Source organism: Bradyrhizobium sp. USDA 4516 (assembly GCF_054055915.1).
Genome location: NZ_JBSRXT010000001.1, coordinates 7,967,009 through 7,993,413, shown reverse-complemented (window position 1 = coordinate 7,993,413; position 26,405 = coordinate 7,967,009). Strand labels below are relative to the sequence as shown.

The window sequence follows — 26,405 nt, the reverse complement described above, 5'->3', positions numbered from 1 at the left end:
GCGCTGCCGGGTCATGTTCAAGCAGAAAGTCGCACTTCTCTATCCCTTCGTTGCCATCGTGCTGTGGGCGGGCAACGTCATCGTCTCTCGCCTCTCGGCGCACACGATCGGTCCGCAGGCGATCACCTTCTATCGCCTGCTGGTCGCGATGCTCTTGATGTCTCCGTTTGTGGCGCGCGGCGCCTGGCGCAATCGGCATGCGTTCTGGCCGCATCTTGGTCCGCTCGCGATCCTCGGCTTTCTTGCGATGTGCCTGTTCCAGAGCCTGTCGTATCTGGCGGCCGAGACCACCACCGCGACCAACATGGCGGTTTTCACCGCGCTGACGCCGCTGTTGACGGTCGCCCTCAGTGCCGCGCTGCTCGGCGAACCGCCGACGCTTGGCATGATCTGGGGCGCACCGCTGTCATTTGCGGGCCTCGTCTACCTCGTCAGCGGCGGCGACTTGTCGTCGCTGTTGCAGAACGGCGTGCATGCGGGCGACGCGCTGATGCTGCTGGCCGCGATCGCCTATGCGCTGTACGGCGTGCTGCTGAAACGCTGGAATCTGCCGATCACTGGATGGCAATCCACCTACATGCAGGCGCTGTGCGCGCTGGCCGTGATGTTTCCCGCGTTCCTCGCGACGCCGGCGCCGCTGCGTCAGGTCAACGCCGAGACTTTGCCGCTGATCGTGTATGCCGGTGCGCTCGCGTCGGTGGTGCTGCCGTTCCTCTGGATCCGCGGCGTCGCGCAGCTCGGCCCGAACCGCTGCGCGATCTTCATGAATCTCTTGCCGGTGCTGACCGCTGTGGCCGCGATCGTGATGCTCGGCGAGCCGGTCAGGCCATTCCACGTCATCGGCGGCGGCCTCGCGCTGCTCGGTGTCGCCTGCGCGCAGGCCTTGCCGCGGCCGCTAAAGACCGCGATCGGTGCGCGATAACGAAGTGACGGATCGCCGATCTCGCTGTTTTGATCGCATGTGAGAAGCCAGGGCAGAATACAGCGCTACGCTCGGCGATCACCTATTCGGTGAAACGGAGTGATCGTGATGCGTGTTGCCTTGCGTGTTTGCTTGCCTGTTGCCTTAGCCCTGACGTTGCCCCTTGTGGTCCTGTGGAGTGCGGATGCTGACGCCGCAAAGGCGCATCATCGTCGCGGGCGACAGCACCTCATCATCCGTCCAAGTGAACAGGTCGTGTCTCCGGACCGGTACGTATATCCGGGCTTTGGCCCGATCCCGCCCGGCGAGAACCGAAACCTCGATCCATCCACCCGCGGCAGCGGCTGACGTCGTCGCCGCCGCACTGATGCTTCATCGCATCGATCGCTCTGCCCGCGTGCAAGGAGCTGGTCAAAGACCGAGCTATGCTGCGTCGGTCACCAGCTTGTGCTGAGATCTCTCGGCGACGCGCTTTTCGAGCGTGGCAATCGTTCCCTTGAGATTGGCGTGCCGCTCATTGAGCGACCTTGCCAAAATCGGATACCTCGCGTCCGATCGGTCATAAATTCCCACGCGCGCTTCTTCGGTCGCGATGTCGGCTTCGATCTGCCGGCAGGCCAGGACGAGATCGGACAGCATCTTGCTGACCGTCGACTCGCGTCCGCCACGTCCGCCAGCTGTCTCAAAACGATGATGCATGTTCATTTGCGTGCTCCGAATGTCTGAGTTCGGCACACCGAGAACAGCTGGCGCCGAACTATTCACGGATACATCGCAAGTTCCCTGCCAGTTGGGGGTCCGTAAGAATACTGTCGGGGCGGTGCGGCGCGGCGTGTGCCGCCGGCTGGCGACAGTCTGATGGCTCGGACTATTCTCGCCGCCACGCCGGAACGCAAGCACCTAGCGTGACGCGCTTGTAGTCTCGCGCGGCGTCCTGATCTCCTGCCTGTTCGGCAAACCTGACCGCTGCTTCCATGTCTTGAGCGGCGGACGCGCTGTCGCAGAATTGGCTGCGAATTTCAGCCCGGTATCGATATGCCCTGTAGTTCATCGGGTTGTACTGAAGCGCAAGGTTGTAGCTGTTTTGCTCCTCAGTGGCGCCTCGGCGTGCTTCATCCGACTGACTGCCGAAATTGGTTTGGCGATTGAGCGCCTGGAGTGTCCCGAGCTCCGTGTAACGCAGAGACATCGCACCGAGACTGGCAGGAAGTGCGTCACCCGACGAAGAAGGTTGCCTCGCCGAGGTACGTTCAATTTCGATCTTCTTGTACTTGATTGCGTTGCCGTAGTCCCGCAAGCCTTGGAAGGTGCTCGATATTTCGCCGGTGATCGACGCAAGATAAGCGGTCGAGAGGCGTCGATCGCTCAGCAGGTTGAGACACGCCCGTATCTTTGCCTGCGCAGGCAAGACGTCGCGGCATTCCTTGTCAACCACACGCCACTCGTCCCGCGAATGCAGCGTCGGCGGCGTCTGCGCAGCAGGCAGAAGGAGAACCAGCGCGAAACAGATCGCTGACCTGAGACCGCGACTTGGGCCATCCATCTATTTCTTCGCCTTCAGCTCGAGCTCGACCGGCCGACGGATTCTTCGCGCGGGCGCCTTGATCATTTGATGCCAAATAATCAAGCCGAGGGAAAGCTGACGCGGTTCATGGATGGGCCTAAAAGTGGGGCCGTTCGTGACTGGGAAAGACCGAACGGCCCCAGCCGGCCCGTAGTGCCAAAATGGAAGAAATAGGCCGGCGCTCCAGTTACGGAGTCGCCGGACAAATGGTTTCACCAGAGCCAATTGACGTCGCTACCGTACGTCCCCAATGCGGCTGCTTGCTATGAACGGGCGGGGTCGGCTTGACGGCAGGTCGTCAGGACAAACGCTGCCTTGCTACATTGCCACTCGCTGCCAAGCGCAGCGCTCGAGACCGGCCGCGGGGCAGCAGCGATCGCCAGCACAACAACCATGCAAGCCAGCGAAGTTGCGACCACGAGCCTGCCTGCCTTGGATGAGAAGCGCTGCCGTAACCAGGGACCCAAGTCGGCGGATCGGCGAAGCTGGGCGTTACGCAGAACCTGGTCGGTATCCTGGAAGTGGATGCCACTGTCTTGCTGCATGGCTTTACCCCGGAAATGTTCAGGTGAAATAAACAATGCGGGGATGGTGGGCGCGGTTTGTTGCGTGCTCGCTTCGCGGAGCCGGGAATGATGTTTCATTCACGCGGAGGTGACAACCGGTCCAGGCCAGGGGCCGATGCCGGCATTCCTCCAGGACGACCCTCTTAGGACCGCCGCTCAAGAGTGAGTAAAGGGCTGCTTTTTCTGCGGCTTATGGACAATACCGGGCGAACAAGAGAACTGGAAAATACTTTCGAAGTCACAGTCAGCGGTCGCACGCCAATACCGTTTTGGATGTGGGCGATTGCCTCGGCGGTCCCCCATTTCGGATGGAGCAACGGCGAAGGCGCCATCAAAGGTGCGGCGCTCGCCGTGTTGTTCGCTGGCCTGCTCGATAGGCCGCTTCCGGATCGTCTGCCCGGCTGGGCAACCGACTGGATCTGATCGAATCCCCAAAAAGTACGCCGCCGGTCTCAAAAATACACGCCCGGCGGCGTTTCCTTCCTGAACTGGGACACTGAAATCCCCAGCACGGTCCAGAGTGCAGGCACTATGCCATCGCGGTTCGCGCCGGGGCAGCTAAGTACCCATGTCGCGTCGCTGGATTGCTTGACCTAGATCAAACCCCACGACCGAAAAACAGCCTCGCATGCGCTCCTCCTGTAATTTCAATGGAGGGTAGCATGGCAGTAGTCGTGCAGTACGTGGTCAAGCCGAATCCAGGCGGTGACCTCGCAGGAATACTCGAATTGGCAAAGGAGAGTGCCGCGCTTTGGCGCAAGCATGGTGGCAAACCAAGGTTCTGGTCTGTCGCCGTCGGTGAAGCCGGCAATTTCGTTTTCTCAGTAAATTTTGAGACGTTTTCGGCTTATGGCGCGGCGGTTGACAAGCTGAACGCCGATCCAGCTTTCCAGACCTGGCAAGCGAAGAGATTGAAAGCGGGCTTGACCACTCTTGTGCGCGCGAACATGGCAATCGAGATTGAACTTTAAGGGAGCGCCGTGCAGCACGCCAAAAGTACGCCGCCGGGCTCGAAATGGCATTGTCCCGGCGGCGTTTCTTTATCCAGCCTTGGTCATATTTGCAGTAACGGTCGAACTGATCGCCGTCTCAAGTTTCGGAAAATCGGCGCGATTCTGAGAGATGAATTTGACCATGCTGTCGCACGAGGTTGTCACCCATGTCTTAGGTACGACCTGTTACCCATGTCTCCGGGCTGGACAAATAGTTGGCTGGCGGAGACGGAGGGATTCGAACCCTCGATAGGCCTTTACAAGCCTATAACGGTTTAGCAAACCGCCGCCTTCAGCCACTCGGCCACGTCTCCAATGGCGCCGATATGCCCGAGAGGGCGCTGAGCCGCAAGCGGCAGATTCAGATTGCGCCAAGGTGATTTGAGGGCAGCTCGGCCGCCGGCCGTCCCCAAGCCTTTATAAACCGCGCCGATCGGCTCGTATCGGAGCGCGCGGTTGCTTAAAATGCAAGATATAACAATAGATTAGCTGGATCTTTGGTCGAGGCTGGAAGCTGCGGTCGCCCAGCCTGTTGAAAACCCGTTGCGCCGGCTCATTCCACGCTGGCGCCGCGTCGCAAATCGGCCTCGATCTGCAATTTGGTGCCGCCGCCGAACCGGGCGCGATAGACCTGCAGGTTTTCCATGATCCGCTGGACGTAGTTCCGCGTCTCCGAGAACGGAATCAGCTCGACCCAGTCGACCGCGTCGACCTTGGGATCGCGCGGATCGCCATAGCGCTCGATCCACTTCCGCACGCTGCCGCGGCCGGCATTGTAGGCGGCGAAGGTCAGGATGTAGGAGCCGCGATAGTCCTCGAGCAGGCCGCCGAGCTCGGCGGCGCCGAGCATCGCGTTGTAGACCGGATCGGTCTTCATCCGGTTGAGGTCGAAGCCGATGCCGGCGCGCTTGCAGACGTAACGTCCGGCGTCCGGCGTCACCTGCATCAGGCCGTAGGCCTGGGCCGGCGACACCACCGCAGGATTGAACGCGCTCTCCTGGCGCGCGATCGCGTAGACGACGCTTTGCTCGACCTCCGGCCCGACCTGGCGGAACGAGGGGATGCCGTTGACCGGATAGGCGTAATGGTCGAACGGCAGTCCGCGGTTGAGCGCGGCCTTGCCCATCAGCAGCATGCCGCGGGCATCGCCGTGGCGCGCGGTGAGCTCGCCGAGGCCGGCAAGGGCTTCCGGATCGCCATTGTCGCCCATGTCGCCGAAGATCGGGATCGCGAGCTCGCGCGCGTCGATTTCGTAGAGCAGCGCCACCGCGCGCACGATCTCCAGCCGCTCGGCGCCGCGGCCGCGCGGCGCGCTGTTCAGCTCGATCTGCGGCAGGCCGAGCTTGGCACGCGCGAGCTGGCCGTAATAGCTGGTGGACTGCTCGGCCGCGCGTCCGTAGGCGGCGCGCGCCTCCTGGCCGCGGCCGGCGGCCTCGGCGGCGCGGCCCTGCCAATAGCCGGCACGCGCCAGCGCGGTCGGATTGGCGCTGCCGACGCCGATCCGCGCGAAATGCTGGGCGGCGAGGGCGGGATCGTTGAGGAAGCGCAGCGCGATCCAGCCCGAGGTGAATTCCTGCTCGGTCTTGTAGATGTCGCGGGCCGGCAGCGCCGCGTCGCGCGCGATCAGATAGGCGGTACGAAACTCGTTGGTGTCGATCATCTTGCGCGCCAGCAGCCGGCGCTCGATCCACCATTCGTCGACATTGTAGAGGCGGGAAGCTTCCTTCGGTGCGCTCAGCATCAGCCGCGCGGCCTCGGAGAATTTCTCCTCGCGGCGGAGCAACTGGATCCTGGCGAACAAGTAGCCGGTGTCGCCGGAGAGTTCGCTCGGCACGGCTTCCAGCAGCGCGCGCAGGTTCGAACCCTTGCGGGTGGCGGCGATGCGTGCTTTCGCGAGCGCCACGTAGCCGGAGCCAAGGCGCTTGGCTTCGCGCATGCCGGCGGCCTCGTTGTCGGTGCCGTACAGCATGGTGTCCATGCGTGCCTTGTGGTCGCCGGCAGTCAGGAAGGAGCCGAACAGCTCAAGCGCGGTGTTTTCGGTGTCCTCGCTCATCCCGTCGTTGCGCCAGGCCTCGCGGACCAGGCGCTCGGCATTGCCGCGGTCGCCGCGTCCGATCATCACCTTGGCGAGCGCGAGCCGGCCCTTGGCCGAGACCGGCGATTCATTCTGGAACCAGGCCCAGACCGCGGAGTCGTCGCGGTGGTCGTCCCACAGCGAAGCCTCGATGCGGCGACGCAGGAAGGTCTGCGACGGCCAGCTCGGATTGGCATCGAGGAAGGCGCGGTAGCGCTCGACCGAGGCGCCGTTGTCCTCGCTGCGCAGGATCAGCCATTCGGCAAGCTTGCGCGCGACCGGATCTGAGATCGAGGCCTCGGCCTCGGTGGCGTCCGCCGGCTTGCGCTTGCGCAGCAGCTCGACGACGCTTGCAAGCGCTTCCTTGTCCGACTGCGACGTCGAGGATGTCGCGGCCACGGCCGCAGGCAGCACCGGCTTGCGCGCGATCGGCGCGGCATGCTGGCGGGTTGCCGGAACCAGTGCGGGCGCGGGCACCGACCTGTTCGATACAGTTCCCGTTGCAGCCGGAGCGGCGGGCTTGGCCGCGGTGGTCTTGGATGTGTTGGTCTTGGACGTGGTGCCCTTGGATTCCGTGGGCTTCGGAGCCGTTGCCTTGTGAGCTTCGGTCTTGGCAGGAGCGGCCTTGGCTCCGTCCGTCTTGACCGCGCCGGACATGGACGACGTTGCCTTGTGAGTGTCAGTCTTTCCAGCGCTGGTCTTGGCAGCGTCAGTCTTGGCCGCGTCAGTCTTGGCGGCGCCGGGTTTGGTTGCCGCTGGCTTTGACGCCGCCGCCTTCGGAGCCGTGGACTTCGGCGCGGTCTTGGAAGCTTGGGCAGCGGGCTTTGCGGTTGGAGCATCCTCGGCGGCCCAGGCATCTGCCGTGATGGCGGCAAGGCCGACAACGAGCGCCAGGCTCGTCGCCAGCGCCGTCGACCGCAATGTGCCTGCACGAACGGAACGGATCACAGAAGTCCTCTGCGGCCCCGAATCATCTGGTCGTTTGGGCCATGGGTTCTTATTTGATTGAAAACGTACACAAAATACTAAGAAGCCTGCCGGTGCGGCTGTTTGCGCCAGCACAACGGCAAAATCGCGGCTGGAAACGATTTCGCGCGCCGCAGATTACCGCTGGGAATAGGTACGGTACGGCCCTTTCGCCTGTCCGCCAGACCCGATATGAATTGCCTTTCATGGCGTTTCGCAACAACCGGGTGCCGGTCGCACGGACGTGAAGCGCGCCAACAACAAAGGTCCGTCGACCTAGCCTTTAGCCTGAAGCGTTTGGAGGAAGTCCATGGCAGCCAAGACAAAATTCCGGGGATCATTCACTGCCTTGGTGACGCCCTTCAAAAACGGCTCGGTGGACGAAGCCGCCTTCCGCGGCCTTGTGAACTGGCAGATCGCCGAGGGCACCCACGGCCTGGTGCCGGTCGGCACCACCGGCGAGAGCCCGACGCTGAGCCACGACGAGCACAAGCGGGTGGTCGAGTGGTGCATCGAGGAGGCCAAGGGCCGGGTGCCCGTGATCGCCGGCGCCGGCTCGAATTCGACCAAGGAGGCGATCGAGCTCGCCGAGCACGCCGAGAAGGCCGGCGCCACCGCGGTGCTGGTCGTGACGCCGTACTATAACAAGCCGACGCAGGAAGGCATGTATCAGCACTTCAAGGCGATCAACGATGCGATCGGCATTCCGATTATCATCTACAACATCCCGCCGCGCTCGGTGATCGACATGTCGGTCGACACCATGAAGCGGCTGTTCGAGCTGAAGAACATCGCCGGCGTCAAGGACGCCACCGCGAGCATGGTGCGGGTCTCGCAACAGCGCGCGGCGATGGGCGAGGATTTCAACCAGCTCTCCGGCGAGGACGCCACCATCATCGGCTACATGGCCCATGGCGGCCATGGCTGCATCTCCGTGACCTCGAACGTCGCGCCGCGGCTGTGCTCGGAGTTCCAGACCGCCTGGCAGAAGGGCGACGTCACCACGGCACTGAAGATCCATGACAAGCTGATGCCGTTGCACACCAACCTGTTCATCGAGAGCAATCCGGCGCCGGTGAAGTACGCGATGTCCCTGCTCGGCAAGCTCGACGAGAAGCTGCGCCTGCCGATGGTGCCGGTCACCGAAGCGACCCGCCAGGCGGTCCGCAGCGCCATGGTCCATGCCGGCCTGATCAACTGAGCCGGACCGCGACCGCCGTGAACAGTGCCGTGCGCAATGTCGAGCAGAAGGGGATGGGCATGCTGAAGGAATTCCGCGAATTCGCCATGAAGGGCAATGTCGTCGACCTCGCCGTCGCCGTCATCATCGGTGCAGCCTTCGGCGCGATCGTCACCTCGCTGGTCGGCGACATCATCATGCCGATCATCGGCGCGATCACGGGCGGACTCGACTTCTCCAACTATTTCACCGGGCTTTCCAAGGCCGTGAACGCGACCAACCTCGCCGACGCCAAGAAGCAGGGCGCGGTGCTGGCCTGGGGCAGCTTCCTGACGCTGACGCTCAATTTCCTGATCGTCGCTTTCGTGCTGTTCATGGTCGTCCGCTTCATGAATCAGTTCAAACGCAAGGATGAGGCCAAGCCCGCCGAACCGCCGAAGCCGTCCGACGAAGTCGTGCTGCTGACGGAAATCCGCGACCTCCTCAAGAAGAGCTAAAGTGGCCGAGAAGAACGAACGCCCGATCAAGGTTGTTGCCGAAAACCGAAAGGCCCGCTTCAACTACGCAATCGAGGACACGATCGAGGCCGGCATTTCGCTGACCGGCACCGAGGTGAAATCAATCCGCAACGGCAAGAGCACGATCGCGGAATCCTATGCGGATTCCAAGAACGGCGAGATCTGGCTGATCAACGCCAATATTCCTGAATATCTGCAGGCCAACCGCTTCAACCACGAGCCGAAGCGGCCGCGGAAGCTGCTGCTGCATCGCAAGCAGATCAACAAGCTGCTCGGCGCGGTCGACCGCGAGGGCATGACGCTCATTCCGCTGAAGCTGTATTTCAACGAGCGCGGCCGTGCCAAACTGCTGCTTGCGGTCGCCAAGGGCAAGAAGCTGCACGACAAGCGCGAGACCGAGAAGAAGCGCGACTGGAGCCGCGAGAAGGGCCGCCTGATGCGGGCGCGGGGATAGCGTTCAAGTCGTCATTGCGAGGAGCGAAGCGACGAAGCAATCCATCTGTCCAGTGCGCGTCTCTATGGATTGCTTCGCTTCGCTCGCAATGACGACCGAGGGAGATTTGGGTCATGAGCCAATCGAGCCTTACTGACGTCGACTGGAGCAAGATTCCGGCGCCGACGGATGACGGCGGCGCGGGGCATCTGACCGGCATGACGATCCCGCCGGTCAGGCTGCGCGCCACCGACGACACCGCGGTGGCGCTGTCGGCGCTCAAGGGCCGCACCGTGGTGTTCGCCTATCCGCGAACCGGCGAGCCCGGCAAGATCGGGCTGGTCGACGAATGGGACTTGATCCCCGGCGCCCGCGGCTGCACGCCGCAGACCTGCGCATTCCGCGACCTGTTCGCCGAGCTGAAGGCGGCCGGCGCCGCCCAGGTGTTCGGGCTGTCGACGCAAAGCAATGCGTACCAGGCCGAGATGGCGTCGCGCCTGCATCTGCCGTTCCCGGTGCTGTCCGACGAAGCGCTGGAACTGACGCACACGCTGAAGTTGCCGACGATGTCGGTGGCGGGGCTGATCTTGATCAAGCGGCTCGCCCTTGTGATCGACGATGCGCGCATCAGCCACGTGTTCTATCCGGTGTTCCCGCCCGACCGGAACGCCGGAGACGTGCTGGAATGGCTGAAGGCCAATCCGCGGACGGACTAGAGCAATATGAAGTCATGGGGTCGTTGCAGGGGGCGCTGCCAAAATATCGAGAACAACCCCATGCAAAGTAGCCGGCGGCGGCCGGCGTTCACCCAGGCAACTTGACACGTCGGGCAATTCAGGGGTATTTTCTATTATTCCGAAGTCGCGCGAGCGTCCTGCAGCATTTGCATGCTTTGGATAGCGGTTCGCAAAGCGGATACCGGAAGGGGCGCTAGCCGAGTTCCTTGCGCACGGTCGCGAACACCTTTCGGAACATATCGGTCGTCAACACGCCGGTGTTCGTGTTGTAGCGCGAGCAGTGGTAGCTGTCGTAGAGCTTGAATTTGCCCGCGCTATGCACGGCACCGTGCACAAAGGGCGCGGCCGCCAAGCGAACATCCAGTGCCTTGAGAGTCGATTCGTGGGCGATTCGTCCGAGCATCACGATCGCGCGCAGCTTCGGCATCGTGGCGATGGTGGCGCGGAGGAATTGCCGGCAGGTGTTGATCTCGGCCGGCAGCGGCTTGTTCTGCGGCGGCACGCAGCGCACCGCATTGCTGATCCGGGCGTCGACCAGCTTCAGGCCGTCGTCCGGCCGCGCCTGATAGACGCCGCTGGCAAAACCATATTCGAGCAAGGTCGCGTAGAGCAGATCACCGGCGTAGTCGCCGGTGAAGGGACGGCCGGTGCGGTTGGCGCCCTGCATGCCCGGCGCGAGGCCCACGATCAACAACCGCGCATTCGGATCGCCGAACGATTCCACCGGCGAGTTGAACCAGTCCGGATGCAGTGCGCGCGCCTGCGCGCGGAAGTCGGCCAGCCTGACACAAAGCTGACAGTTGCTGTCGGGGCGCGTAGCAGCAGCGACGAGATTACTCGTCGAAATCGTCATCGGCTCCCCGTGGGGCCATGGTGGTCGCGCGCTGCAGGAATTGCGGGGAGTGGTGACGCGGTTCGCGCGGGGCCGGGCGTTCGGACGGATCACGGCCAAGCTTGGATTGCAGCTCGACAAGGTCGGTGAAGACGTCGGCCTGGCGGCGCAGCTCGTCAGCGATCATCGGCGGCTGGCTGGCGATGGTGGAGATGACCGTGACGCGAACGCCGCGGCGCTGCACTGCTTCCACCAGCGAACGGAAGTCGCCATCGCCGGAAAACAGAATCATCTGGTCGATGTGCTCGGCGAGTTCCATGGCATCGACGGCGAGCTCGATGTCCATGTTGCCCTTCACCTTGCGGCGGCCGCTGGCGTCGATGAATTCCTTGGTCGCCTTGGTGACGACGGTGTAGCCGTTGTAATCGAGCCAGTCGATCAACGGGCGGATCGACGAATACTCCTGATCCTCGATGATCGCCGTGTAGTAGAACGCACGGAGCAGGGTGCCGCGACTCTGGAACTCCTTGAGGAGGCGCTTGTAGTCGATGTCGAAGCCCAGCGTCTTTGCGGTGGCGTAAAGATTCGCTCCGTCGATGAAGAGCGCGATCTTGTTGGAAACAGGTGACGACATCAAAGTGTTCTCGCGTGGTTGTTAGTGTTCTTAGCGCGGCGGTGATCAACCGCGCGCAATTTCCGGCGTTGCTGCCTAAAGTTCTGTGAATCTTTCCCCGCGACAGTCACCACCGCAATTATGGTGAGGCGAGGGCAAAAAGCCTAGACCCTTGACATTGCAATGAAGAGATTTACTCGCCTGGGACAGCAACCTGGCCATGTCGTCAGACGCTCCGGCCCTTCTGGCCCCCGTCAGACCGGGTTATCAGAGCCTGTTCGGAAGGCAAATCACAAATTTTACCTTGCGAAACCGGGGCTAGGCCTATAACTAACCCTCATAACCTACATGTTCGGTCCCTTTTACCACGGAGCGCCTCGAGATGGCTCGCGTCACCGTCGAAGATTGCATTGACAAGGTCGACAATCGTTTCGACCTCGTCCTGTTGGCCGCGCATCGCGCCCGGATGATCTCCTCGGGGTCGCAACTCACGGTTGATCGCGACAACGACAAGAATCCGGTCGTCTCGCTGCGCGAGATTGCCGATTCGACGATCTCGCCGGAAGACCTGAAAGAGGAACTCGTTCACTCCCTGCAGAAGTTCGTCGAGGTCGACGAGCCCGAGCCCGACACCGTGCCGCTGATCGGTTCCGCCGGTGCCAGCGTCGACGCCGACGACACCGAGGTGGCGGTCGAGCGGATGACCGAGGAAGAGCTGCTGAAGGGCCTCGAGGGTCTGGCGCCCCCGGAGGAGCAGCCCGAGGAAGACGAGTAAGCTCGCCGTCGTTTCGAACAGATTTGCCGAAGGCCCGGACATTGCTCCGGGCCTTTGCTTTTGTTGACAATTTTGCTGTTACGGTGCGTCCTACGCGGACGCGGGAAATTGAATGGTTCCAGGGCCCGCGCGGGGTGCTGCTTCATTGGAAAGCGCACTAGATTGAGGAAAGGTGGGACGTTCCGGTCCCGCGCGAGAGGCAGCGAGTTCATGGCGTATCGACGCCGCAGTTCCATCCAGATGCAGGCTGCAACCGAAACGGTCGCGGTGGCGCCGACGTCGTCCACGGCGGAGAGGCCGGCCAAGCCGCGGACGCGAATGATGCGACAATATGACCTTGTCGAGCGCGTCCGCTCCTACAACCCCGACACCAACGAAGACCTGCTCAACCGCGCCTATGTCTACGCCATGAAGGCGCACGGCACGCAGACCCGTGCTTCCGGCGATCCCTATTTCTCGCATCCGCTCGAGGTCGCCGCGATCCTCACCAACCTCAAGCTCGACGACGCCACGATCGTGGCGGCGTTGCTGCACGACACGATCGAGGACACCGAGGCGACGCGGGCCGAGATCGACAATGTGTTCGGCCACGAGATTGGCGCGCTGGTCGAAGGCCTGACCAAGCTGAAGCGGCTGGAACTGGTGTCGCGCGAGGCCAAGCAGGCCGAGAATTTGCGCAAGCTGCTGCTTGCGATCGCCGACGACGTCCGCGTGCTGCTGATCAAGCTCGCCGACCGGCTGCACAACATGCGCACGCTGGAATTCGTGCCGCCGGCCTCGCGCCGCCGCATCGCCGAGGAGACGCTGGATATCTATGCGCCGCTGGCCGGTCGCATGGGTATGCACGAGATGCGCGAGGAACTCGAGGACCTTTCGTTCTTCGTGCTCGATCCAGAGGCCTATGCGGTGGTCAAGCAGCGGCTCGACTCGCTGGCCGAGCGCAACCGCAATTTGATCGGCGAGATCGAAACCCAGCTCTCCAAGAACCTGCAGAAGAACGGCATCACCGCGCGGGTATTCGGCCGCCGCAAGCAGCCGTTTTCGATCTGGACCAAGATGGAGCGCAAGTCGGTCGGCTTCGAGCAGCTGTCCGATATCTACGGCTTCCGCATCATCCTCGACGATGTCGGCGCCTGCTACCGCGCGCTCGGCATCGTCCACACCACCTGGCCGGTGGTGCCGGGCCGCTTCAAGGACTACATCTCGACCCCGAAGCAGAACGACTACCGCTCGATCCACACCACGGTGATCGGGCCGGGCAAGCAGCGCGTCGAGCTGCAGATCCGCACCGAGGACATGAACCAGATCGCCGAGTTCGGTATCGCCGCGCATGCCTTCTACAAGGAGGGCGCGGGCTCGCCGCACGAGCGGCTGAAGCACGAGTCCAACGCCTTCGCCTGGCTGCGCCACACCATCGGCATCCTCTCGGAAAGCGCCAATCCGGAAGAATTCCTCGAGCACACCAAGCTCGAGCTGTTCCACGACCAGGTGTTCTGCTTCACGCCGAAGGGCAAGCTGATCGCGCTGCCGCGCAACGCCAACGTGATCGATTTCGCCTATGCCGTTCACACCGGTGTCGGCAACAGCGCGGTCGGCTGCAAGATCAACGGCAAGTTCGCGCCGCTGTCCTCCGAGCTGCAGAACGGCGACGAGGTCGAGGTGCTGACCTCGAAGGCACAGTCGGCGCCGCCGTCGGCCTGGGAGGCGCTCGCCCGCACCGGCAAGGCGCGGGCTGCGATCCGCCGTGCCACCCGCGACGCGGTGCGCGACCAGTATGCCGGCCTCGGCCGCCGCATCGTCGACCGCCTGTTTGCCCGCGCCAAGATCGAATACGCCGACGACAAGCTGAAGGGCGCGTTGCCGCGGCTCGCGCGCGGCTCGATCGAGGACGTGATGGCCTCGGTCGGGCGCGGCGAGATCAAGGCCTCCGACGTCGCGCGCGCGATGTATCCCGACTACAAGGAAGAGCGGCTGGTGCGCTACGGCGCCAAGAAGGGTCTCGCCGCCAAGCTGAAGACGCAGAACCCGCCGCATCCGGCGCGCGCCACCTCGGTGATCCCGGTGCGCGGCATCAATTCCGACCTGCCGGTGAAGTTCGCGCCGAACGGCGGTGCCGTGCCGGGCGATCGGATTGTCGGCATCGTCACGCCGGGCGAGGGGATCACGATCTATCCGATCCAGTCGCCGGCGCTGAAAGATTTCGAGGAGGAGCCGGAGCGCTGGCTCGACGTGCGCTGGGATATCGACGAGACCATGCCGCAGCGCTTCCCGGCCCGTATCCTGGTCCACAATGTCAACGAGCCCGGCAGCCTCGCCCAGATCGCGACCGTGATCGCCGAGCACGACGGCAATATCGACAACATCCACATGTCGCGCCAATCGCCCGATTTCACGGAGCTGACCATCGATCTTGAGGTCTATGACCTCAAGCATCTCAGCGCTATCATCGCCCAGTTGCGCGCCAAGGCCGTCGTCGCTCGGGTCGAGCGCGTCAATGGGTAACGTCTCGTCGTTGCCGGGCTTGACCCGGCAACCCATCTTTCCAAAAGGATGGATGCGCGGGTCAAGCCCGCGCATGACGGGCTAGATTGCAGGTCAAAGAGATGTCCAAAACTCCGCCGCTGCGTCTCGGTATCAATGTTGATCACGTCGCCACCCTTCGCAACGCCCGGGGCGGAGCGCGGCCCGATCCGGTGCGGCTGGCGCTTGCCGCGATCGCGGCCGGCGCCGACGGCATCACCGCGCATTTGCGCGAGGATCGCCGCCACATCCGCGATGAGGACATGGCGCGGCTCAAGGCCGAGATCTCCAAGCCGCTGAATTTCGAGATGGCGGCGACCGACGACATGCTGCGGATCTCGCTCGCCACCAAGCCGCACGCGGTTTGCCTGGTGCCGGAACGGCGCCAGGAGCTCACTACCGAAGGCGGCCTCGACGTCGTCCGCCAGCACAACGCGCTGGCGCCGTTCATCGCGCGGCTGGGTGACGCCGGCATCCGCGTCTCGCTGTTCATTGCCGCCGATCCCAGGCAGATCGAGATGGCCGCGAAGCTGAAGGCGCCCGTGATCGAGATCCACACCGGCGGCTGGTGCGACGCCGTCGTCGACGGCCACAAGGACAAGGCGGAGGCCGAGTGGAAGCGCATCGTCGCCGGTGCCAGGCTGGCGCAGGCGGCCGGGCTCGAGGTCCATGCCGGCCACGGGCTCGACTATGAGACCGCGGAGATGATCTCCGCGCTGCCCGAAATCCGCGAGCTCAACATCGGCTATTTCATGATAGGCGAGGCGCTGTTCGTCGGCATCGCCGAGACGGTGCGCGAGATGCGTGCGGCGATGGACCGCGGCCGCGCCAGGGCGCAGGGTGGCGTCAGCGCATGATCATCGGCATCGGCTCCGACCTGATCGACATCACCCGGGTGGCCAAGGTGATCGAGCGCCATGGCGAGCGCTTTCTCGACCGCATCTTCACCGACGCCGAGCGCGCCAAGGCGATGCGCCGCGCCAACAACGAGAAGATGGTGGTCGCAACCTACGCCAAGCGCTTTGCCGCCAAGGAAGCTTGCTCCAAGGCGCTCGGCACCGGTATCCGGCGCGGGGTGTGGTGGAAGGACATGGGCGTCGTGAACCTGCCGGGCGGGCGGCCGTCGATGCGGCTGACCGGCGGGGCCCTGGCCCGGCTGCAGGAACTGACGCCCGAGGGCATGCAGGCGCAGATCGACCTTTCGATCACCGACGATTGGCCGTTGGCCCAGGCCTTCGTCATAATTTCGGCGGTTGCCCCCGCCAGATGATCCCGCGGTGCCGGATTCTGCCGGAAAACTTCAGCAAACTAAAAAATCATTGATATTTCAATGAATTGCGAAGTTTTGAGGCGGCGATTGATTGCGCCCCTGCGAACAACCGTCTAAAACGCCGCAGGGTTATATCGAGCGAGACGCTGATTCCGGGTTTAGGCCGGAATTTGCCCTCAAGATCAGAATCAAGGCCATTTTCCTCACGCGAAGGCCGAACGCTTCGCGCGAAGAGAACGTTCTGCCACCGCGTGGACATCAGTCCACGGGAATTGAGAAAGCAATGAGCGTGACCACCGGGACCAAATCTGAAAGCGGCTTGGGCGAGACCATCCGCGTCGTCATCCATGCTCTTCTGATCGCGCTCGTCATCCGCACCTTCCTGTTCCAGCCGTTCAACATCCCCTCCGGGTCGATGAAGGCGACGCTCCTGGTCGGCGACTACCTGTTCGTCTCGAAATATTCCTATGGCTACAGCCACTATTCGATCCCGTTCTCGCCGAACATTTTCTCGGGCCGCATCTTCGGCTCGGAGCCGAACCGCGGCGACATCGTGGTGTTTCGCCTGCCGCGGGATGACTCCACCGACTACATCAAGCGCGTCATCGGGCTGCCCGGCGACCGCATCGAGGTGAAGAGCGGGCTGCTCTACATCAACGATGAGCCGATCAAGCGGGAGCGGCTGAGCGATTTCGTCGGCGAGGATCCCTGCGGCTCGGCGGATGCGACCGCCCGCGTCAAGCGCTGGAAGGAGACGCTGCCGAACGGCGTCAGCTATGAGACGCTGGACTGCACCGACAACAGCTACATGGACAACACCATCGTCTACACCGTTCCGCCCGGGCATTTCTTCATGATGGGCGACAACCGCGACAACTCCACCGACAGCCGCTTCCTGTCGCAGGTCGGCTACGTGCCGTTCGAGAACATCATCGGGCGAGCCCAGATGATCTTCTTCTCGATCGCCGAGGGCGAGCAGGCCTGGATGATCTGGCGCTGGCCGCTTGCCGTGCGGTGGAATCGCCTATTCTCTATCGTGCGATGAACGACGATACCGCATCCATCAACGATCCAGCGCCGACCGGCGAGCCGAGCCAGACGCCTGCCGCCGACGGCACAGCCGCGCCGAAGAAGCGGCGCAGCAAGGCGGTCAAGGCCGCTGAGGAGAAGGCCGCGATCGCCGGCACCGAGGCGCGGATCGGGTACACGTTCCAGGATCCCGCGCTGCTGACCACCGCGTTCACCCACGTCTCCGCGCTGAAGCCCGCCACCCGCAACCGCGCCGACAGCTACCAGCGGCTGGAGTTCCTCGGCGACCACGTGCTCGGGCTGATCGTGTCGGACATGCTGTTCCGGTCGTTCCCCAAGGCCGACGAGGGCGAATTGTCGAAGCGGCTCGCCGACCTCGTGCGCAAGGAGAGTTGCGCCGACGTCGCCAAGGCGCTCGGGCTGCTCGAGGACATCAAGCTCGGCATGGTGAAGGCGGTCGAGGGCGCCCGGCTGCGCAAGTCCGTGCTCGGCGATATCTGCGAAGCGGTGATCGGGGCGATCTTTCTCGACGGCGGCTACGAGGCCGCGCGCCAGTTCGTCGAGCGCAACTGGACCGAACGGATGCACAAGCTGCGCCGGCCGCTGCGCGATCCCAAGACCGTGTTGCAGGAATGGGCACAGGGCAAGGGGCTGCCGACGCCGGTCTATCGCGAGGTCGAACGCACCGGCCCGCATCACGATCCACAATTCCGCGTTGCGGTCGACCTGCCGGGCCTGGCCTCCGCCGAGGGCCTCGGTGGCAACAAGCGCGCGGCCGAGAAGGCGGCGGCATCCGCGATGATCGAGCGCGAAGGCGTCGGCACCAATGACTGACGAGGCCAAAGGGCAAGGGGACGCGACGCGCTGTGGCTTCGTCGCGCTGATCGGTGCGCCCAATGTCGGCAAGTCGACGCTGGTCAACGCGCTGGTGGGCTCCAAGGTCACGATCGTCTCGCGCAAGGTGCAGACCACGCGCGCGCTGATCCGCGGCATCGTGATCGAGGGCAACGCGCAGATCATTCTGGTCGACACGCCCGGCATCTTCGCGCCGCGGCGTCGGCTTGACCGCGCCATGGTGTCGACCGCCTGGAGCGGCGCGCACGACGCCGATCTCGTCTGCGTGCTGCTCGATGCGAAGTCGGGCCTCGACGAAGAGGCCAACGCGATCCTGACCAAGCTCGAAACCGTCGCGCATCCGAAGATCCTGGTGCTGAACAAGGTCGATCTCGTGCAGCGCGAGAAGCTGCTGGCGCTGGCGCAGGCCGCCAACGAGCGGATGCGCTTCGAGCACACCTTCATGATTTCGGCGCTATCCGGCGACGGCGTTGCCGATTTGCGCCAGACGCTCGCCAAGCTGGTGCCGGCGGGGCCGTTCCTCTATCCCGAGGACCAGATGTCGGATGCGCCGATGCGGCATCTGGCGGCCGAGATCACGCGCGAGAAGATCTACAGCCATCTGCATCAGGAACTGCCGTACCAGTCGACGGTCGAGACCGACAGCTGGACCGACCGCAAGGACAAGTCGATCCGCATCGAGCAGACGATTTTTGTCGAGCGCGAGAGCCAGCGCAAGATCGTGCTCGGCAAGGGCGGCGCCACCATCAAGTCGATCGGCGCGCAGGCGCGTGCCGAGATCGCCGAGATCATGGGCGTCCCCGTGCATCTGTTCCTGTTCGTCAAGGTGCGCGAGAACTGGGGTGACGATCCCGACCGCTACAAGGAAATGGGACTGGAATTCCCCAAGGAATAAGAGTCGACGCTTGCATGAACGTGCCCAGAAATGTGCTGTGGTTTGAGGTTCTGCTCTATCTGTCGCTGACGCTGGATGCGCTGTCGGTGGCGTTTCAGGACCGCACGCCGACTGTCCTGAAGACCGAGCAGGTGATCATGGGTGAGACCCTGACGGCCGGCTGCATGATCCTGCTCCTGATGTATTTCGTCCGGCTTGCCGCGCAGCACCGCAAGAACTGGCCGCGCTGGGCGCTGCTCGCGGTGCTCGTCTTGTCGTTGATGTCCCTGGTGCAGGTCATCGGCGCAAGGGGCATGGAGATCGACAGCGCCATCGAGGTGGTGTCATGCATTCTGACCACGGCCGGGCTGTATTATTCCTTCACCGGCGACGCGCGGGGCTGGTTCAACGCGTAGCGAATGACGCGTGCGGAAAGCTGCGTTCATCCGCGGAATCCTGCTAGACTCCGCACATGGAATGGACCGACGAAGGCATCGTGCTGGGCGTGCGGCGGCATGGCGAATCCTCCGCCATCGTCGAGCTGTTGACGCGCGAGCACGGCCGCCATCTCGGCCTGGTGCGCGGCGGCGCCAGCTCGCGGATGCGGCCGCTGCTGCAGCCCGGCAACAGCGTCACCGCGGTGTGGCGGGCGCGGCTCGACGAGCATCTCGGCATGTATGCGCTGGAAGGCACGCGACTGCGCGCTGCGACGCTGCTCGGCTCGTCGCATGCGGTCTATGGTGTCACGCATCTGGCGGCGCTGGCCCGGCTGCTGCCCGAGCGCGATCCGCATGAGGACATCTACGAGATGCTGGAGGGGACGCTCGACGATTTCGAGGACGCAGGCGTTGCCGCCGTGCACCTGATCCGGTTCGAGCTCGCGATGCTGACCGAGCTCGGCTTCGGGCTCGACCTGGAAAACTGCGCAGCCACCGGGGAGACCACCGACCTGATCTACGTGTCGCCGAAATCCGGCGGCGCGGTGTCGCGCGCCGCCGGCGAGCCATGGCGCGACCGGCTGTTGCCGCTGCCGGCGTTCCTGCGCGAAGGCGAGGGCGGCGCCAACAGCTGGTCGGACCAGGACCTGCTCGACGGCTTCCAGATCACCGGCCTGTTCCTGCTCCGCCACGTGCTGGAGCCCCGCGGCCAGGGCCATTCCGACGCCCGCGACGGATTTATCAACGCCGTGACGCGGCGGCGGGGCCGGAGCGCGGTTCCGTAAGGCCGATTCGGGCCTTAAATTCCCGCTGATTCGCGGCTTGCCCGATTCAGCGCCAAGGTTTAACGCCTCCCCATGGGAAAACGACAGATACCGCCGGAAGAGCCGGCCGAAATTCACGAGGTGCCGCTGCGTGATGCGCTCGAGGAGCGCTATCTCGCCTATGCGCTCTCGACCATCATGCATCGCGCGCTGCCGGACGCCCGCGACGGGTTGAAGCCGGTGCATCGGCGCATCCTCTACGGCATGGACCTGCTCGGGCTCGACCCGCGCGCCGCGTTCAAGAAGTCGGCCAAGATCGTCGGCGACGTGATGGGCTCGTTCCATCCTCACGGCGACCAGGCGATCTACGACGCCATGGTGCGCCTGGCGCAGGATTTCTCCTCGCGCTACCCGCTGGTCGACGGCCAGGGCAATTTCGGCAATATCGACGGCGACAACCCGGCCGCCTACCGCTACACCGAAGCGCGCATGACCGAGGTCGCGCGCCTCTTGCTCGAAGGCATCGACGAGGACGGCGTCGAGTTTCGTCTCAACTATGACGGCCAGTCGAAAGAGCCGGTGGTGCTGCCGGGCGGCTTCCCGAACCTGCTCGCCAACGGCGCGCAGGGCATCGCGGTCGGCATGGCGACCTCGATTCCGCCGCACAACGCCGCCGAGCTCTGCGACGCCGCGCTGCATCTGATCGAGAAGCCCGACGCCAAGTCGAAGGCGCTGCTGAAATGGGTCAAGGGCCCGGACTTCCCGACCGGCGGCATCGTGGTCGATTCCAAGGAAGCGATCGTCGAGGCCTACACCACGGGGCGCGGCTCGTTCCGCACCCGTTCGCGCTGGACCCAGGAGGAAGGCGCCCGCGGCACCTGGGTGGTCGTCGTCACCGAGATCCCGTGGCTGGTGCAGAAGTCGCGGATCGTCGAGAAGATCGCCGAGCTCATCAACGAGAGAAGAAGCTGCCACTGGTCGCCGACGTCCGCGACGAGTCGGCCGAGGACGTCCGGCTCGTGATCGAGCCGAAATCGCGCACCGTCGATCCGGCGCTGATGATGGAGTCGCTGTTCCGGCTGACCGAGCTGGAAAGCAAGATCTCGCTGAACCTCAACGTGCTGATCAAGGGCCGCATCCCCAAGGTGGTCGGCCTTGCCGAGTGCCTGCGTGAATGGCTCGACCACCTGCGCGACGTGCTGGTCCGGCGGACCAAATTCCGCAAGACCCAGATCGAGCACCGCCTGGAAGTGCTGGGCGGCCACCTCGTCGCCTATCTGAACCTCGACAAGGTGATCAAGATCATCCGGACCGAGGACGAGCCGAAGCCGGTCTTGATGAAGACCTTCAAGCTCACGGAGATCCAGGCCGATGCCATCCTCAACATGCGCCTGCGCAATCTGCGCCGCCTGGAGGAGATGGAGATCCGCACCGAGGACAAAGATCTTCGCAAGGAGCTGAAGGGCATCGAGGGCCTGCTCGGTTCCGAGACGGAGCAATGGGCCAAGGTCAGCGATCAGGTGCGCAAGGTCCGCGATATCTTCGGGCCGAAGACGCCGCTCGGCAAGCGCCGCACCACCTTCGCCGATGCGCCCGAGCATGACCTCGCCGCGATCGAGGAAGCGCTGGTCGAGCGCGAGCCGTGCACCGTCGTGATCTCAGAGAAGGGCTGGGTACGGACGCTGAAGGGCCATGTCGAGGATCTCTCCGGCCTTGCCTTCAAGACCGACGACAAGCTCGAGCACTCGTTCTTCGCCGAGACCACCTCGAAGCTGTTGCTGTTTGCGACCAACGGCAAGTTCTATTCGCTCGACGTGGCAAAACTGCCGGGCGGCCGCGGCCATGGCGAGCCGATCCGCATGTTCATCGACCTCGAGCAGGACGCCGCGATCATCTCGCTGTTCGTCAACAAGGGCGAGCGCAAGTTCCTGATCGCGAGCAGCGAGGGGCAGGGTTTTGTCGTCAAGGAAGAGGACTGCGTCGGCAACACCCGCAAGGGCAAGCAGGTGCTCAATGTCGAGATGCCGAACGAGGCCCGCGCGATCACGACCGTGAACGGCGACACCGTTGCGGTGATCGGCACCAACCACAAGATGGTGCTCTTCGGCCTCGACCAGGTGCCGGAGATGGCGCGCGGCCGCGGCGTGCGCCTGCAGAAATACACCAGCGCGTCGCTGTCTGACGTTGCGGTGTTCGACGCCAAGGCCGGCTTGAGCTGGAAGGATTCCGCCGGCCGCGAGCACAGCATGACCATGAAGGAACTGGCCGACTGGCGCGGCAACCGCGCCGACGCCGGCCGGCTCGCCCACGGCCTGCCGAAGTCGAACAAGTTCAATCGCGGCGTGGAGTAACGGTGTTGTAGCCCGGATGAAGCGAAGCGAAATCCGGGAGCTCGCGCCGGATCACCAGTGATCCCGGATTGCGCTGCGCTCCATCCGAGCTACGGGGGCTCAGTGCGCGGTGTGATAGTATCCACATTTCACCGCGCTATAACCGTCGCCGACGACATCGGGCGACGGTTGCCATGGCGCACAATCACGACCACGACCACAGCGGTCATTCTCACGGACATGCCGGGCATTCCCATGCCGGGCACAGCCACGCGCCCGACAGTTTCGGCACGGCCTTTGCGGTCGGCGCGTCGCTGAACACCGCTTTCGTCGTCGCGGAGCTGATCTTCGGCTATTCCGCCAACTCGTTGGCGCTGGTCTCCGACGCGGTTCACAATCTCTCCGACGTCATCGCGCTGCTGTTGGCCTGGGGCGGGGCATGGCTCGCCGGCAGGCGGCCGACCGATACTCACACCTATGGCTACCGTCGCGCCTCGATCCTGGCGGCGCTGTTCAATGCCGGGTTGCTCCTGATCGCGGTCGGCGGCATCGCGGTCGAGGCGATCAACCGCTTGCGCGAGCCGGCCGAGGTCGCAAGCTGGACCGTGGTCTGGGTCGCGGCGCTCGGCATCCTGATCAATGGCGGCACCGCGCTGCTGTTCATGCGCGGCCGCGACAGCGACCTCAATGTCCGCGGCGCCTATCTGCACATGGCGGCGGATGCCGGCGTCTCGCTCGGCGTCGTGATCGCCGCGCTCTTGATCATGGCGACCGGCTGGCAGTGGCTGGATCCGGCGATCAGCCTGGTGATCGCCGTGATGGTGCTGCTGAGCGGCTGGGAGCTCGCCCGCGACAGCGTCAACCTCGCGCTCGACGCGGTGCCGAGGGGGATCGACCTCAAGCAGGTGAGGGATTATCTCGCAGCGCTCGAAGGCGTCACCGAGGTGCACGACCTGCACATCTGGGCGATGAGCACGAGCGAGACCGCGCTGACCGCGCATCTGGTGCGGCCCGGCGGACACGACGACGTCTTCCTGCATCATGTCTGCGCCGAGCTCTCGGAGCGCTTCAGCATCCACCACGCGACGCTGCAGGTCGAGATCAGCAGCGAGACCTGCCGGCTGGCGCCGGCGGAAATGGTCTAGCCGACGCAGCCGCGATCCACTCGCATTCAATTGATCGATCGATCCATGTCCACGTCTTCCACGGGCGGCGACGACACGGCACATTGCGAGCGGGCGCGTTCAAATCACCGGCGCGATCAAACGGGGGGCGACATGAAGAAGGCAATCGGTCTTGCGATGCTGCTCTGGACTGTGGGCGCGCTGCCGCATGCGGACGCCGAGCCAGCGAAACCAGGCGTCGAGAAGCTCTACATCCTCAACTGCGGTGAAGGCGTTGCAGGTGACATTTCACGCTGGTCGCCCGGCGTCAACGAAGGCAAGTCGATGGACTTCGTCGACAATTGCTACCTGATCAAGCATGCCCAGGGCTGGTTCCTGTGGGACACCGGGATTCCCGACGCGGTGGCGGCGATGCCGAACGGCCCTGCGCCGACCGATCCCAAGGCGGTCACCTGGCGGCGGCCGAAGACGCTCGCCGCGCAGCTCGACCAGCTCGGCGTCAAGCCGTCGGACATCAAGGCGATCGCCGTGTCGCACACCCATCCCGATCACATCGGCAATGTCGAGCTGTTCCCGGCCGCGATGCTGTATGTGCAGAAGGCGGAATATGAATGGCCCGGCACCAACAACGCGCCGCGCTTCAAGCCCGAGCATCCCGTGACCAAGCTGGAAGGCGACCGCGACGTATTCGGCGACGGCAGCATCACCATCCTGTCGACGCCGGGCCATACGCCCGGCCACCAGTCGCTGCTGGTGAAGCTGCCGAAGACCGGTGCGATCATGCTGACCGGCGATGCCGTTCACTTCAGGGATAATTGGGACAATCGGCGCACGCCGAGCATGAACGCCAGCAAGGAGCAGACGCTGGCGTCGATGCAGAAGATCGCCGATACGCTGACGAAAGAGAAGGCGCAGCTCTGGATCAACCACGACAAGGCGCAGCGCGACAGGCTGAAAATGTCGCCGGAGTTCTACGACTGAGCCGCCTTGGCGGTATTCGCTTTCGACCAGTTTCGAAGAATCTGCGCGGTCTTCTCGTCCATCGGAAAGAAGCTTTCGATGCGCAGCTCCTGCAGGGTGACGTCCTGCGGCGTCCCCAGCGTCGCGATCGTGGTGAACAGCTGCAGGCTGACGTCGCCCTTGCGGAACAGCATCGGCAGCACCGGTCCGGATGCGGGACTTGCCGGCGCGGCCAACGCGGCCTCGACACCGTCATAGGCCAGCAGGCGCTTGAGCAATTCCGCCGTCGCGGTGGTGCCGTCGGCGGCGGCATCGGCCTCGACGCTGCGGACGAAGTAGCCGGCCACCTCGGTCCAGTTGGTGAGATAGGGGCGCAACACACCGGGCGCGACCAGCGCATCGGCGAGGTTGACCGCCGTGCCTGGCGCCAGCGGCCCGACCAGGAATTCCACCAGTTGGCTTGCGCCTGCATTGGCGAGCAGCAGATTCCAGTGCCGGTCGACCACGACCGCCGGGAAGGGCTCCTGCTGTGCCAGGATGAAATCGAGCGCGTAGCGGATCTGGGCGAGCTCCGGCGCGGCGAGGTCGGTTTGCCGCCAGACCGGCGCGAAGCCGGCCGCGACCAAGAGCGCGTTCTGCTGGCGCAACGGCACGTCGAGCGCCGCGGCAAGCCGGATCACCATGTCGCGGCTCGGCGCGGCGCGGCCGAGCTCGAGAAAGCTGAGATGGCGCTGGGAGATATCCGCGCGCCCGGCGAGCTCGAGTTGCGAGTGCCCCTTGCGCTGCCGCCACCAGCGCAGGCTGGCCGAAAAATCGCGCTGCTGCGACATGAATACCTGTGAAGTAGTTGCCGGAATGATCTCGCTGGGCAAGATGCCACAAGCGAACCGAAAACGCATGGGGATCGGGATGGGCGAGTGGATCGGCGTTGCGATTGCACTGGTCTCGAGCTGCCTCGGCGGCACCGCCGCGGCGATCACCCGTTACCTGGCGGGCAATGCCGACCCGATCACGCTGGCGATCCTGCGCTGGGTGATCGGCTTTCTCTGTGTGCTGCCCGCCGCGGTCCTGCTCGGGGCGAAGTGGCCGCGGCGTGACGACTTGCCGGCGGTCGCGGCGCTCGGCGTCGCCTTCTTCGGCGTGTTCTTCGTGCTCTATAATCTCGCGATGTCCTACACGACGGCGGCGCGCGCCAGCCTGGCGCTGGCGACCTTGCCGCTCTCCACCATGGTGGTCGGCGCCATGCTCGGCATCGAGCCCCTGACGATGCGCAAATCGATCGGGGTCTCGATCGCGGTGCTCGGCGTGGCGGCGGCGCTGGCATCCGGGCTGGCGGCGGCGCCAGTGGGCGCATGGCGCGGCGAACTGATCATGGCCGCCGCAGTGCTCTGCATGGCCTTCTACAACGTGCTGTCGCGGCCGTTCATCCGCCGCTCCAGCGCGCTCGGCTTCCTTGCCGTCGGCATGGGCGCCGGCGCGGCCGCGCTGGTGGCGGTGGGATCGTTCACCGGCAGCCTGGCGACGCTGCGCGAGTTCGGCACGTCGCAATGGATCGCGGGGCTCTATCTCGGCATAGCCGGCGGCGCGCTGGCTTTCATCCTGTGGGTGCTGGCGCTCGAGCGGGCCTCGCCGACCCGCGTCGCCAACACCATGACGGTCAATCCGATCGCCGCCGCGCTGCTTGCGAAGCAATTGGTCGGCGAGCCGATCACGGCTAATCTGGTCGTCGGCCTGATCGCGGTCTTCGCAGGGATCTGGATCGCGACGTCGGAAATCAAATCGGTCTGATCAGCCGCGCGGCGCGGCAGGCGCGGCCGCCGGCGGGGCAGGCGAGTGCGTCGGCTTCAGCGTGCCGGCGTAGAACGACAGCACGAACACCAGGATGAGGCCGACAAGATAGACCCCATAGGATTGCGGCGGGGTGATCGCCCATTGCATGAGGCGTCGGATCGGGTTTGGCAGGCCAGCGTCGTTGTCCATGCGCTGTTGTGCGCGAGCGGCCGAACAAAAGGAAGCGGAATCGGCGCCATTCGGCGGCCGTGTTCCGCGCGAAATGGTGAGGCGGGCGGC

26 protein-coding genes, 1 tRNA gene and 1 pseudogene are annotated in these 26,405 nt (G+C 64.3%); 20 read left to right on the top strand and 8 right to left on the bottom strand.

From position 1 onward, the window contains the following. Positions 1-13: 13 nt before the first annotated feature. Entirely contained in the window at positions 14-922 is a 909-nt protein-coding gene (locus tag ACVI1L_RS36925; RefSeq protein WP_456785092.1) for a DMT family transporter, read from the top strand. A 423-nt stretch (positions 923-1,345) separates the two neighbouring features. Here ACVI1L_RS36925 and ACVI1L_RS36920 read toward each other — a convergent pair whose 3' ends face one another. Together ACVI1L_RS36920 and ACVI1L_RS36915 are read right to left on the bottom strand one after the other, a co-directional pair. After that, entirely contained in the window at positions 1,346-1,627 is a 282-nt protein-coding gene (locus ACVI1L_RS36920) for a hypothetical protein (RefSeq protein WP_057020761.1), read from the bottom strand. A 163-nt stretch (positions 1,628-1,790) separates the two neighbouring features. Next, the gene (locus tag ACVI1L_RS36915) at positions 1,791-2,357 is read right to left on the bottom strand and encodes a hypothetical protein (RefSeq protein ID WP_245311818.1); all 567 of its coding nucleotides are present in this window, start codon (positions 2,355-2,357) and stop codon (positions 1,791-1,793) included. A gap of 857 nt (positions 2,358-3,214) precedes the next feature. Between ACVI1L_RS36915 and ACVI1L_RS36910 the strand changes: the two genes are divergently transcribed. Both ACVI1L_RS36910 and ACVI1L_RS36905 read left to right on the top strand, forming a co-directional pair. Then, the gene (locus tag ACVI1L_RS36910) at positions 3,215-3,475 is read left to right on the top strand and encodes a hypothetical protein (RefSeq protein ID WP_141341846.1); all 261 of its coding nucleotides are present in this window, start codon (positions 3,215-3,217) and stop codon (positions 3,473-3,475) included. A 239-nt stretch (positions 3,476-3,714) separates the two neighbouring features. Next, a complete protein-coding gene (locus ACVI1L_RS36905) occupies positions 3,715-4,023 on the top strand; it encodes a hypothetical protein (protein ID WP_210262909.1) in 309 nt (102 codons plus the stop codon). Positions 4,024-4,264: 241 nt separating this feature from the next. Here the strand turns inward: ACVI1L_RS36905 and ACVI1L_RS36900 are convergent. Then, positions 4,265-4,358 (bottom strand) — tRNA-Ser (locus ACVI1L_RS36900). Between the two features lie 239 nt (positions 4,359-4,597). After that, positions 4,598-7,063, bottom strand: coding sequence for a transglycosylase SLT domain-containing protein (locus ACVI1L_RS36895; protein WP_456785655.1), 2,466 nt, complete (start codon positions 7,061-7,063; stop codon positions 4,598-4,600). Positions 7,064-7,394: 331 nt separating this feature from the next. Here ACVI1L_RS36895 and dapA point away from each other — a divergent pair, with 331 nt between their 5' ends. The 4 genes from dapA to ACVI1L_RS36875 all read left to right on the top strand — a co-directional run bounded on the left by dapA (position 7,395) and on the right by ACVI1L_RS36875 (position 9,931). Further along, positions 7,395-8,285 carry a 4-hydroxy-tetrahydrodipicolinate synthase gene (gene dapA, locus ACVI1L_RS36890; protein ID WP_076834417.1) on the top strand — a complete coding sequence of 297 codons (891 nt, stop codon included), beginning with the start codon at positions 7,395-7,397 and terminating at the stop codon, positions 8,283-8,285. 59 nt (positions 8,286-8,344) lie between these two features. Next, on the top strand, positions 8,345-8,761 hold the full coding sequence (mscL, locus tag ACVI1L_RS36885) for a large conductance mechanosensitive channel protein MscL (protein WP_057020874.1): 417 nt from the start codon (positions 8,345-8,347) through the stop codon (positions 8,759-8,761). A 1-nt stretch (position 8,762) separates the two neighbouring features. Then, on the top strand, positions 8,763-9,236 hold the full coding sequence (smpB, locus tag ACVI1L_RS36880) for an SsrA-binding protein SmpB (protein ID WP_076834415.1): 474 nt from the start codon (positions 8,763-8,765) through the stop codon (positions 9,234-9,236). 113 nt (positions 9,237-9,349) lie between these two features. After that, the gene (locus tag ACVI1L_RS36875) at positions 9,350-9,931 is read left to right on the top strand and encodes a peroxiredoxin (RefSeq protein WP_229192535.1); all 582 of its coding nucleotides are present in this window, start codon (positions 9,350-9,352) and stop codon (positions 9,929-9,931) included. 214 nt (positions 9,932-10,145) lie between these two features. Here ACVI1L_RS36875 and ACVI1L_RS36870 read toward each other — a convergent pair whose 3' ends face one another. Together ACVI1L_RS36870 and ACVI1L_RS36865 are read right to left on the bottom strand one after the other, a co-directional pair. Further along, complete coding sequence (locus tag ACVI1L_RS36870; RefSeq protein ID WP_057020755.1) at positions 10,146-10,805, bottom strand: uracil-DNA glycosylase; 660 nt, start codon at positions 10,803-10,805, stop codon at positions 10,146-10,148. After that, a complete protein-coding gene (locus tag ACVI1L_RS36865) occupies positions 10,786-11,418 on the bottom strand; it encodes a LabA-like NYN domain-containing protein (protein WP_016844002.1) in 633 nt (210 codons plus the stop codon). The genes ACVI1L_RS36870 and ACVI1L_RS36865 overlap by 20 nt, the downstream gene beginning before the upstream one ends. A 361-nt stretch (positions 11,419-11,779) precedes the next feature. Between ACVI1L_RS36865 and rpoZ the strand changes: the two genes are divergently transcribed. The 12 genes and pseudogenes from rpoZ to ACVI1L_RS36805 all read left to right on the top strand — a co-directional run bounded on the left by rpoZ (position 11,780) and on the right by ACVI1L_RS36805 (position 24,356). Then, positions 11,780-12,172, top strand: coding sequence for a DNA-directed RNA polymerase subunit omega (gene rpoZ / locus ACVI1L_RS36860; RefSeq protein WP_016844003.1), 393 nt, complete (start codon positions 11,780-11,782; stop codon positions 12,170-12,172). A 210-nt stretch (positions 12,173-12,382) separates the two neighbouring features. Continuing rightward, positions 12,383-14,674, top strand: coding sequence for a RelA/SpoT family protein (locus ACVI1L_RS36855; RefSeq protein ID WP_057020754.1), 2,292 nt, complete (start codon positions 12,383-12,385; stop codon positions 14,672-14,674). A gap of 101 nt (positions 14,675-14,775) precedes the next feature. Continuing rightward, positions 14,776-15,549 carry a pyridoxine 5'-phosphate synthase gene (locus tag ACVI1L_RS36850; protein WP_456785091.1) on the top strand — a complete coding sequence of 258 codons (774 nt, stop codon included), beginning with the start codon at positions 14,776-14,778 and terminating at the stop codon, positions 15,547-15,549. Then, positions 15,546-15,962 (top strand): holo-ACP synthase, encoded by a 417-nt coding sequence (gene acpS, locus ACVI1L_RS36845; protein ID WP_021078359.1) that lies wholly within the window; start codon positions 15,546-15,548, stop codon positions 15,960-15,962. Before ACVI1L_RS36850 ends, acpS begins: the two co-directional genes overlap by 4 nt. Positions 15,963-16,245: 283 nt before the next feature. Next, positions 16,246-17,007 (top strand): signal peptidase I, encoded by a 762-nt coding sequence (gene lepB / locus ACVI1L_RS36840; protein WP_028333840.1) that lies wholly within the window; start codon positions 16,246-16,248, stop codon positions 17,005-17,007. Further along, positions 17,004-17,825: a ribonuclease III gene (rnc, locus tag ACVI1L_RS36835; RefSeq protein WP_456785090.1), complete on the top strand. Its 822-nt coding sequence runs from the start codon at positions 17,004-17,006 to the stop codon at positions 17,823-17,825. The genes lepB and rnc overlap by 4 nt, the downstream gene beginning before the upstream one ends. Next, on the top strand, positions 17,818-18,741 hold the full coding sequence (era, locus tag ACVI1L_RS36830) for a GTPase Era (protein ID WP_057020751.1): 924 nt from the start codon (positions 17,818-17,820) through the stop codon (positions 18,739-18,741). The genes rnc and era overlap by 8 nt, the downstream gene beginning before the upstream one ends. A gap of 14 nt (positions 18,742-18,755) precedes the next feature. After that, positions 18,756-19,136 carry a hypothetical protein gene (locus tag ACVI1L_RS36825; protein WP_057020750.1) on the top strand — a complete coding sequence of 127 codons (381 nt, stop codon included), beginning with the start codon at positions 18,756-18,758 and terminating at the stop codon, positions 19,134-19,136. Positions 19,137-19,192: 56 nt separating this feature from the next. Beyond that, positions 19,193-19,942, top strand: a complete 750-nt coding sequence (recO, locus tag ACVI1L_RS36820) for a DNA repair protein RecO (RefSeq protein ID WP_057020749.1) — start codon at positions 19,193-19,195, stop codon at positions 19,940-19,942. Positions 19,943-20,014: 72 nt separating this feature from the next. Then, positions 20,015-22,272, top strand: a pseudogene (parC, locus tag ACVI1L_RS36815) (DNA topoisomerase IV subunit A). Positions 22,273-22,445: 173 nt separating this feature from the next. Next, positions 22,446-23,396 carry a cation diffusion facilitator family transporter gene (locus ACVI1L_RS36810; RefSeq protein ID WP_456785089.1) on the top strand — a complete coding sequence of 317 codons (951 nt, stop codon included), beginning with the start codon at positions 22,446-22,448 and terminating at the stop codon, positions 23,394-23,396. A 132-nt stretch (positions 23,397-23,528) separates the two neighbouring features. Next, positions 23,529-24,356, top strand: a complete 828-nt coding sequence (locus ACVI1L_RS36805; RefSeq protein ID WP_456785088.1) for an N-acyl homoserine lactonase family protein — start codon at positions 23,529-23,531, stop codon at positions 24,354-24,356. Here ACVI1L_RS36805 and ACVI1L_RS36800 read toward each other — a convergent pair. Beyond that, on the bottom strand, positions 24,347-25,165 hold the full coding sequence (locus ACVI1L_RS36800) for a helix-turn-helix domain-containing protein (RefSeq protein WP_456785087.1): 819 nt from the start codon (positions 25,163-25,165) through the stop codon (positions 24,347-24,349). The genes ACVI1L_RS36805 and ACVI1L_RS36800 overlap by 10 nt on opposite strands. Before the next feature lie 79 nt (positions 25,166-25,244). Here ACVI1L_RS36800 and ACVI1L_RS36795 point away from each other — a divergent pair, with 79 nt between their 5' ends. Further along, complete coding sequence (locus ACVI1L_RS36795) at positions 25,245-26,123, top strand: DMT family transporter (protein ID WP_456785086.1); 879 nt, start codon at positions 25,245-25,247, stop codon at positions 26,121-26,123. On the opposite strand, the gene ACVI1L_RS36790 is transcribed toward ACVI1L_RS36795, so the two are convergent. Then, on the bottom strand, positions 26,124-26,315 hold the full coding sequence (locus tag ACVI1L_RS36790; protein ID WP_168855952.1) for a hypothetical protein: 192 nt from the start codon (positions 26,313-26,315) through the stop codon (positions 26,124-26,126). Positions 26,316-26,405 lie beyond the last annotated feature (90 nt).

What these genes read in the sequence shown, in the direction of transcription:
- acpS (WP_021078359.1), top strand. Translation starts at nt 15,546, where the DNA reads ATGATCATCGGCATCGGCTCCGACCTGATCGACATCACCCGGGTGGCC.
- ACVI1L_RS36805 (WP_456785088.1), top strand. Translation starts at nt 23,529, where the DNA reads ATGAAGAAGGCAATCGGTCTTGCGATGCTGCTCTGGACTGTGGGCGCG.
- ACVI1L_RS36875 (WP_229192535.1), top strand. Translation starts at nt 9,350, where the DNA reads ATGAGCCAATCGAGCCTTACTGACGTCGACTGGAGCAAGATTCCGGCG.
- ACVI1L_RS36850 (WP_456785091.1), top strand. Translation starts at nt 14,776, where the DNA reads ATGTCCAAAACTCCGCCGCTGCGTCTCGGTATCAATGTTGATCACGTC.
- ACVI1L_RS36925 (WP_456785092.1), top strand. Translation starts at nt 14, where the DNA reads ATGTTCAAGCAGAAAGTCGCACTTCTCTATCCCTTCGTTGCCATCGTG.
- rnc (WP_456785090.1), top strand. Translation starts at nt 17,004, where the DNA reads ATGAACGACGATACCGCATCCATCAACGATCCAGCGCCGACCGGCGAG.
- era (WP_057020751.1), top strand. Translation starts at nt 17,818, where the DNA reads ATGACTGACGAGGCCAAAGGGCAAGGGGACGCGACGCGCTGTGGCTTC.
- ACVI1L_RS36865 (WP_016844002.1), bottom strand. Translation starts at nt 11,418, where the DNA reads ATGTCGTCACCTGTTTCCAACAAGATCGCGCTCTTCATCGACGGAGCG.
- dapA (WP_076834417.1), top strand. Translation starts at nt 7,395, where the DNA reads ATGGCAGCCAAGACAAAATTCCGGGGATCATTCACTGCCTTGGTGACG.
- recO (WP_057020749.1), top strand. Translation starts at nt 19,193, where the DNA reads ATGGAATGGACCGACGAAGGCATCGTGCTGGGCGTGCGGCGGCATGGC.
- ACVI1L_RS36855 (WP_057020754.1), top strand. Translation starts at nt 12,383, where the DNA reads ATGGCGTATCGACGCCGCAGTTCCATCCAGATGCAGGCTGCAACCGAA.
- ACVI1L_RS36810 (WP_456785089.1), top strand. Translation starts at nt 22,446, where the DNA reads ATGGCGCACAATCACGACCACGACCACAGCGGTCATTCTCACGGACAT.
- ACVI1L_RS36795 (WP_456785086.1), top strand. Translation starts at nt 25,245, where the DNA reads ATGGGCGAGTGGATCGGCGTTGCGATTGCACTGGTCTCGAGCTGCCTC.
- rpoZ (WP_016844003.1), top strand. Translation starts at nt 11,780, where the DNA reads ATGGCTCGCGTCACCGTCGAAGATTGCATTGACAAGGTCGACAATCGT.
- ACVI1L_RS36800 (WP_456785087.1), bottom strand. Translation starts at nt 25,165, where the DNA reads ATGTCGCAGCAGCGCGATTTTTCGGCCAGCCTGCGCTGGTGGCGGCAG.
- ACVI1L_RS36870 (WP_057020755.1), bottom strand. Translation starts at nt 10,805, where the DNA reads ATGACGATTTCGACGAGTAATCTCGTCGCTGCTGCTACGCGCCCCGAC.
- ACVI1L_RS36920 (WP_057020761.1), bottom strand. Translation starts at nt 1,627, where the DNA reads ATGAACATGCATCATCGTTTTGAGACAGCTGGCGGACGTGGCGGACGC.
- ACVI1L_RS36825 (WP_057020750.1), top strand. Translation starts at nt 18,756, where the DNA reads ATGAACGTGCCCAGAAATGTGCTGTGGTTTGAGGTTCTGCTCTATCTG.
- ACVI1L_RS36790 (WP_168855952.1), bottom strand. Translation starts at nt 26,315, where the DNA reads ATGGACAACGACGCTGGCCTGCCAAACCCGATCCGACGCCTCATGCAA.
- lepB (WP_028333840.1), top strand. Translation starts at nt 16,246, where the DNA reads ATGAGCGTGACCACCGGGACCAAATCTGAAAGCGGCTTGGGCGAGACC.
- ACVI1L_RS36905 (WP_210262909.1), top strand. Translation starts at nt 3,715, where the DNA reads ATGGCAGTAGTCGTGCAGTACGTGGTCAAGCCGAATCCAGGCGGTGAC.
- mscL (WP_057020874.1), top strand. Translation starts at nt 8,345, where the DNA reads ATGCTGAAGGAATTCCGCGAATTCGCCATGAAGGGCAATGTCGTCGAC.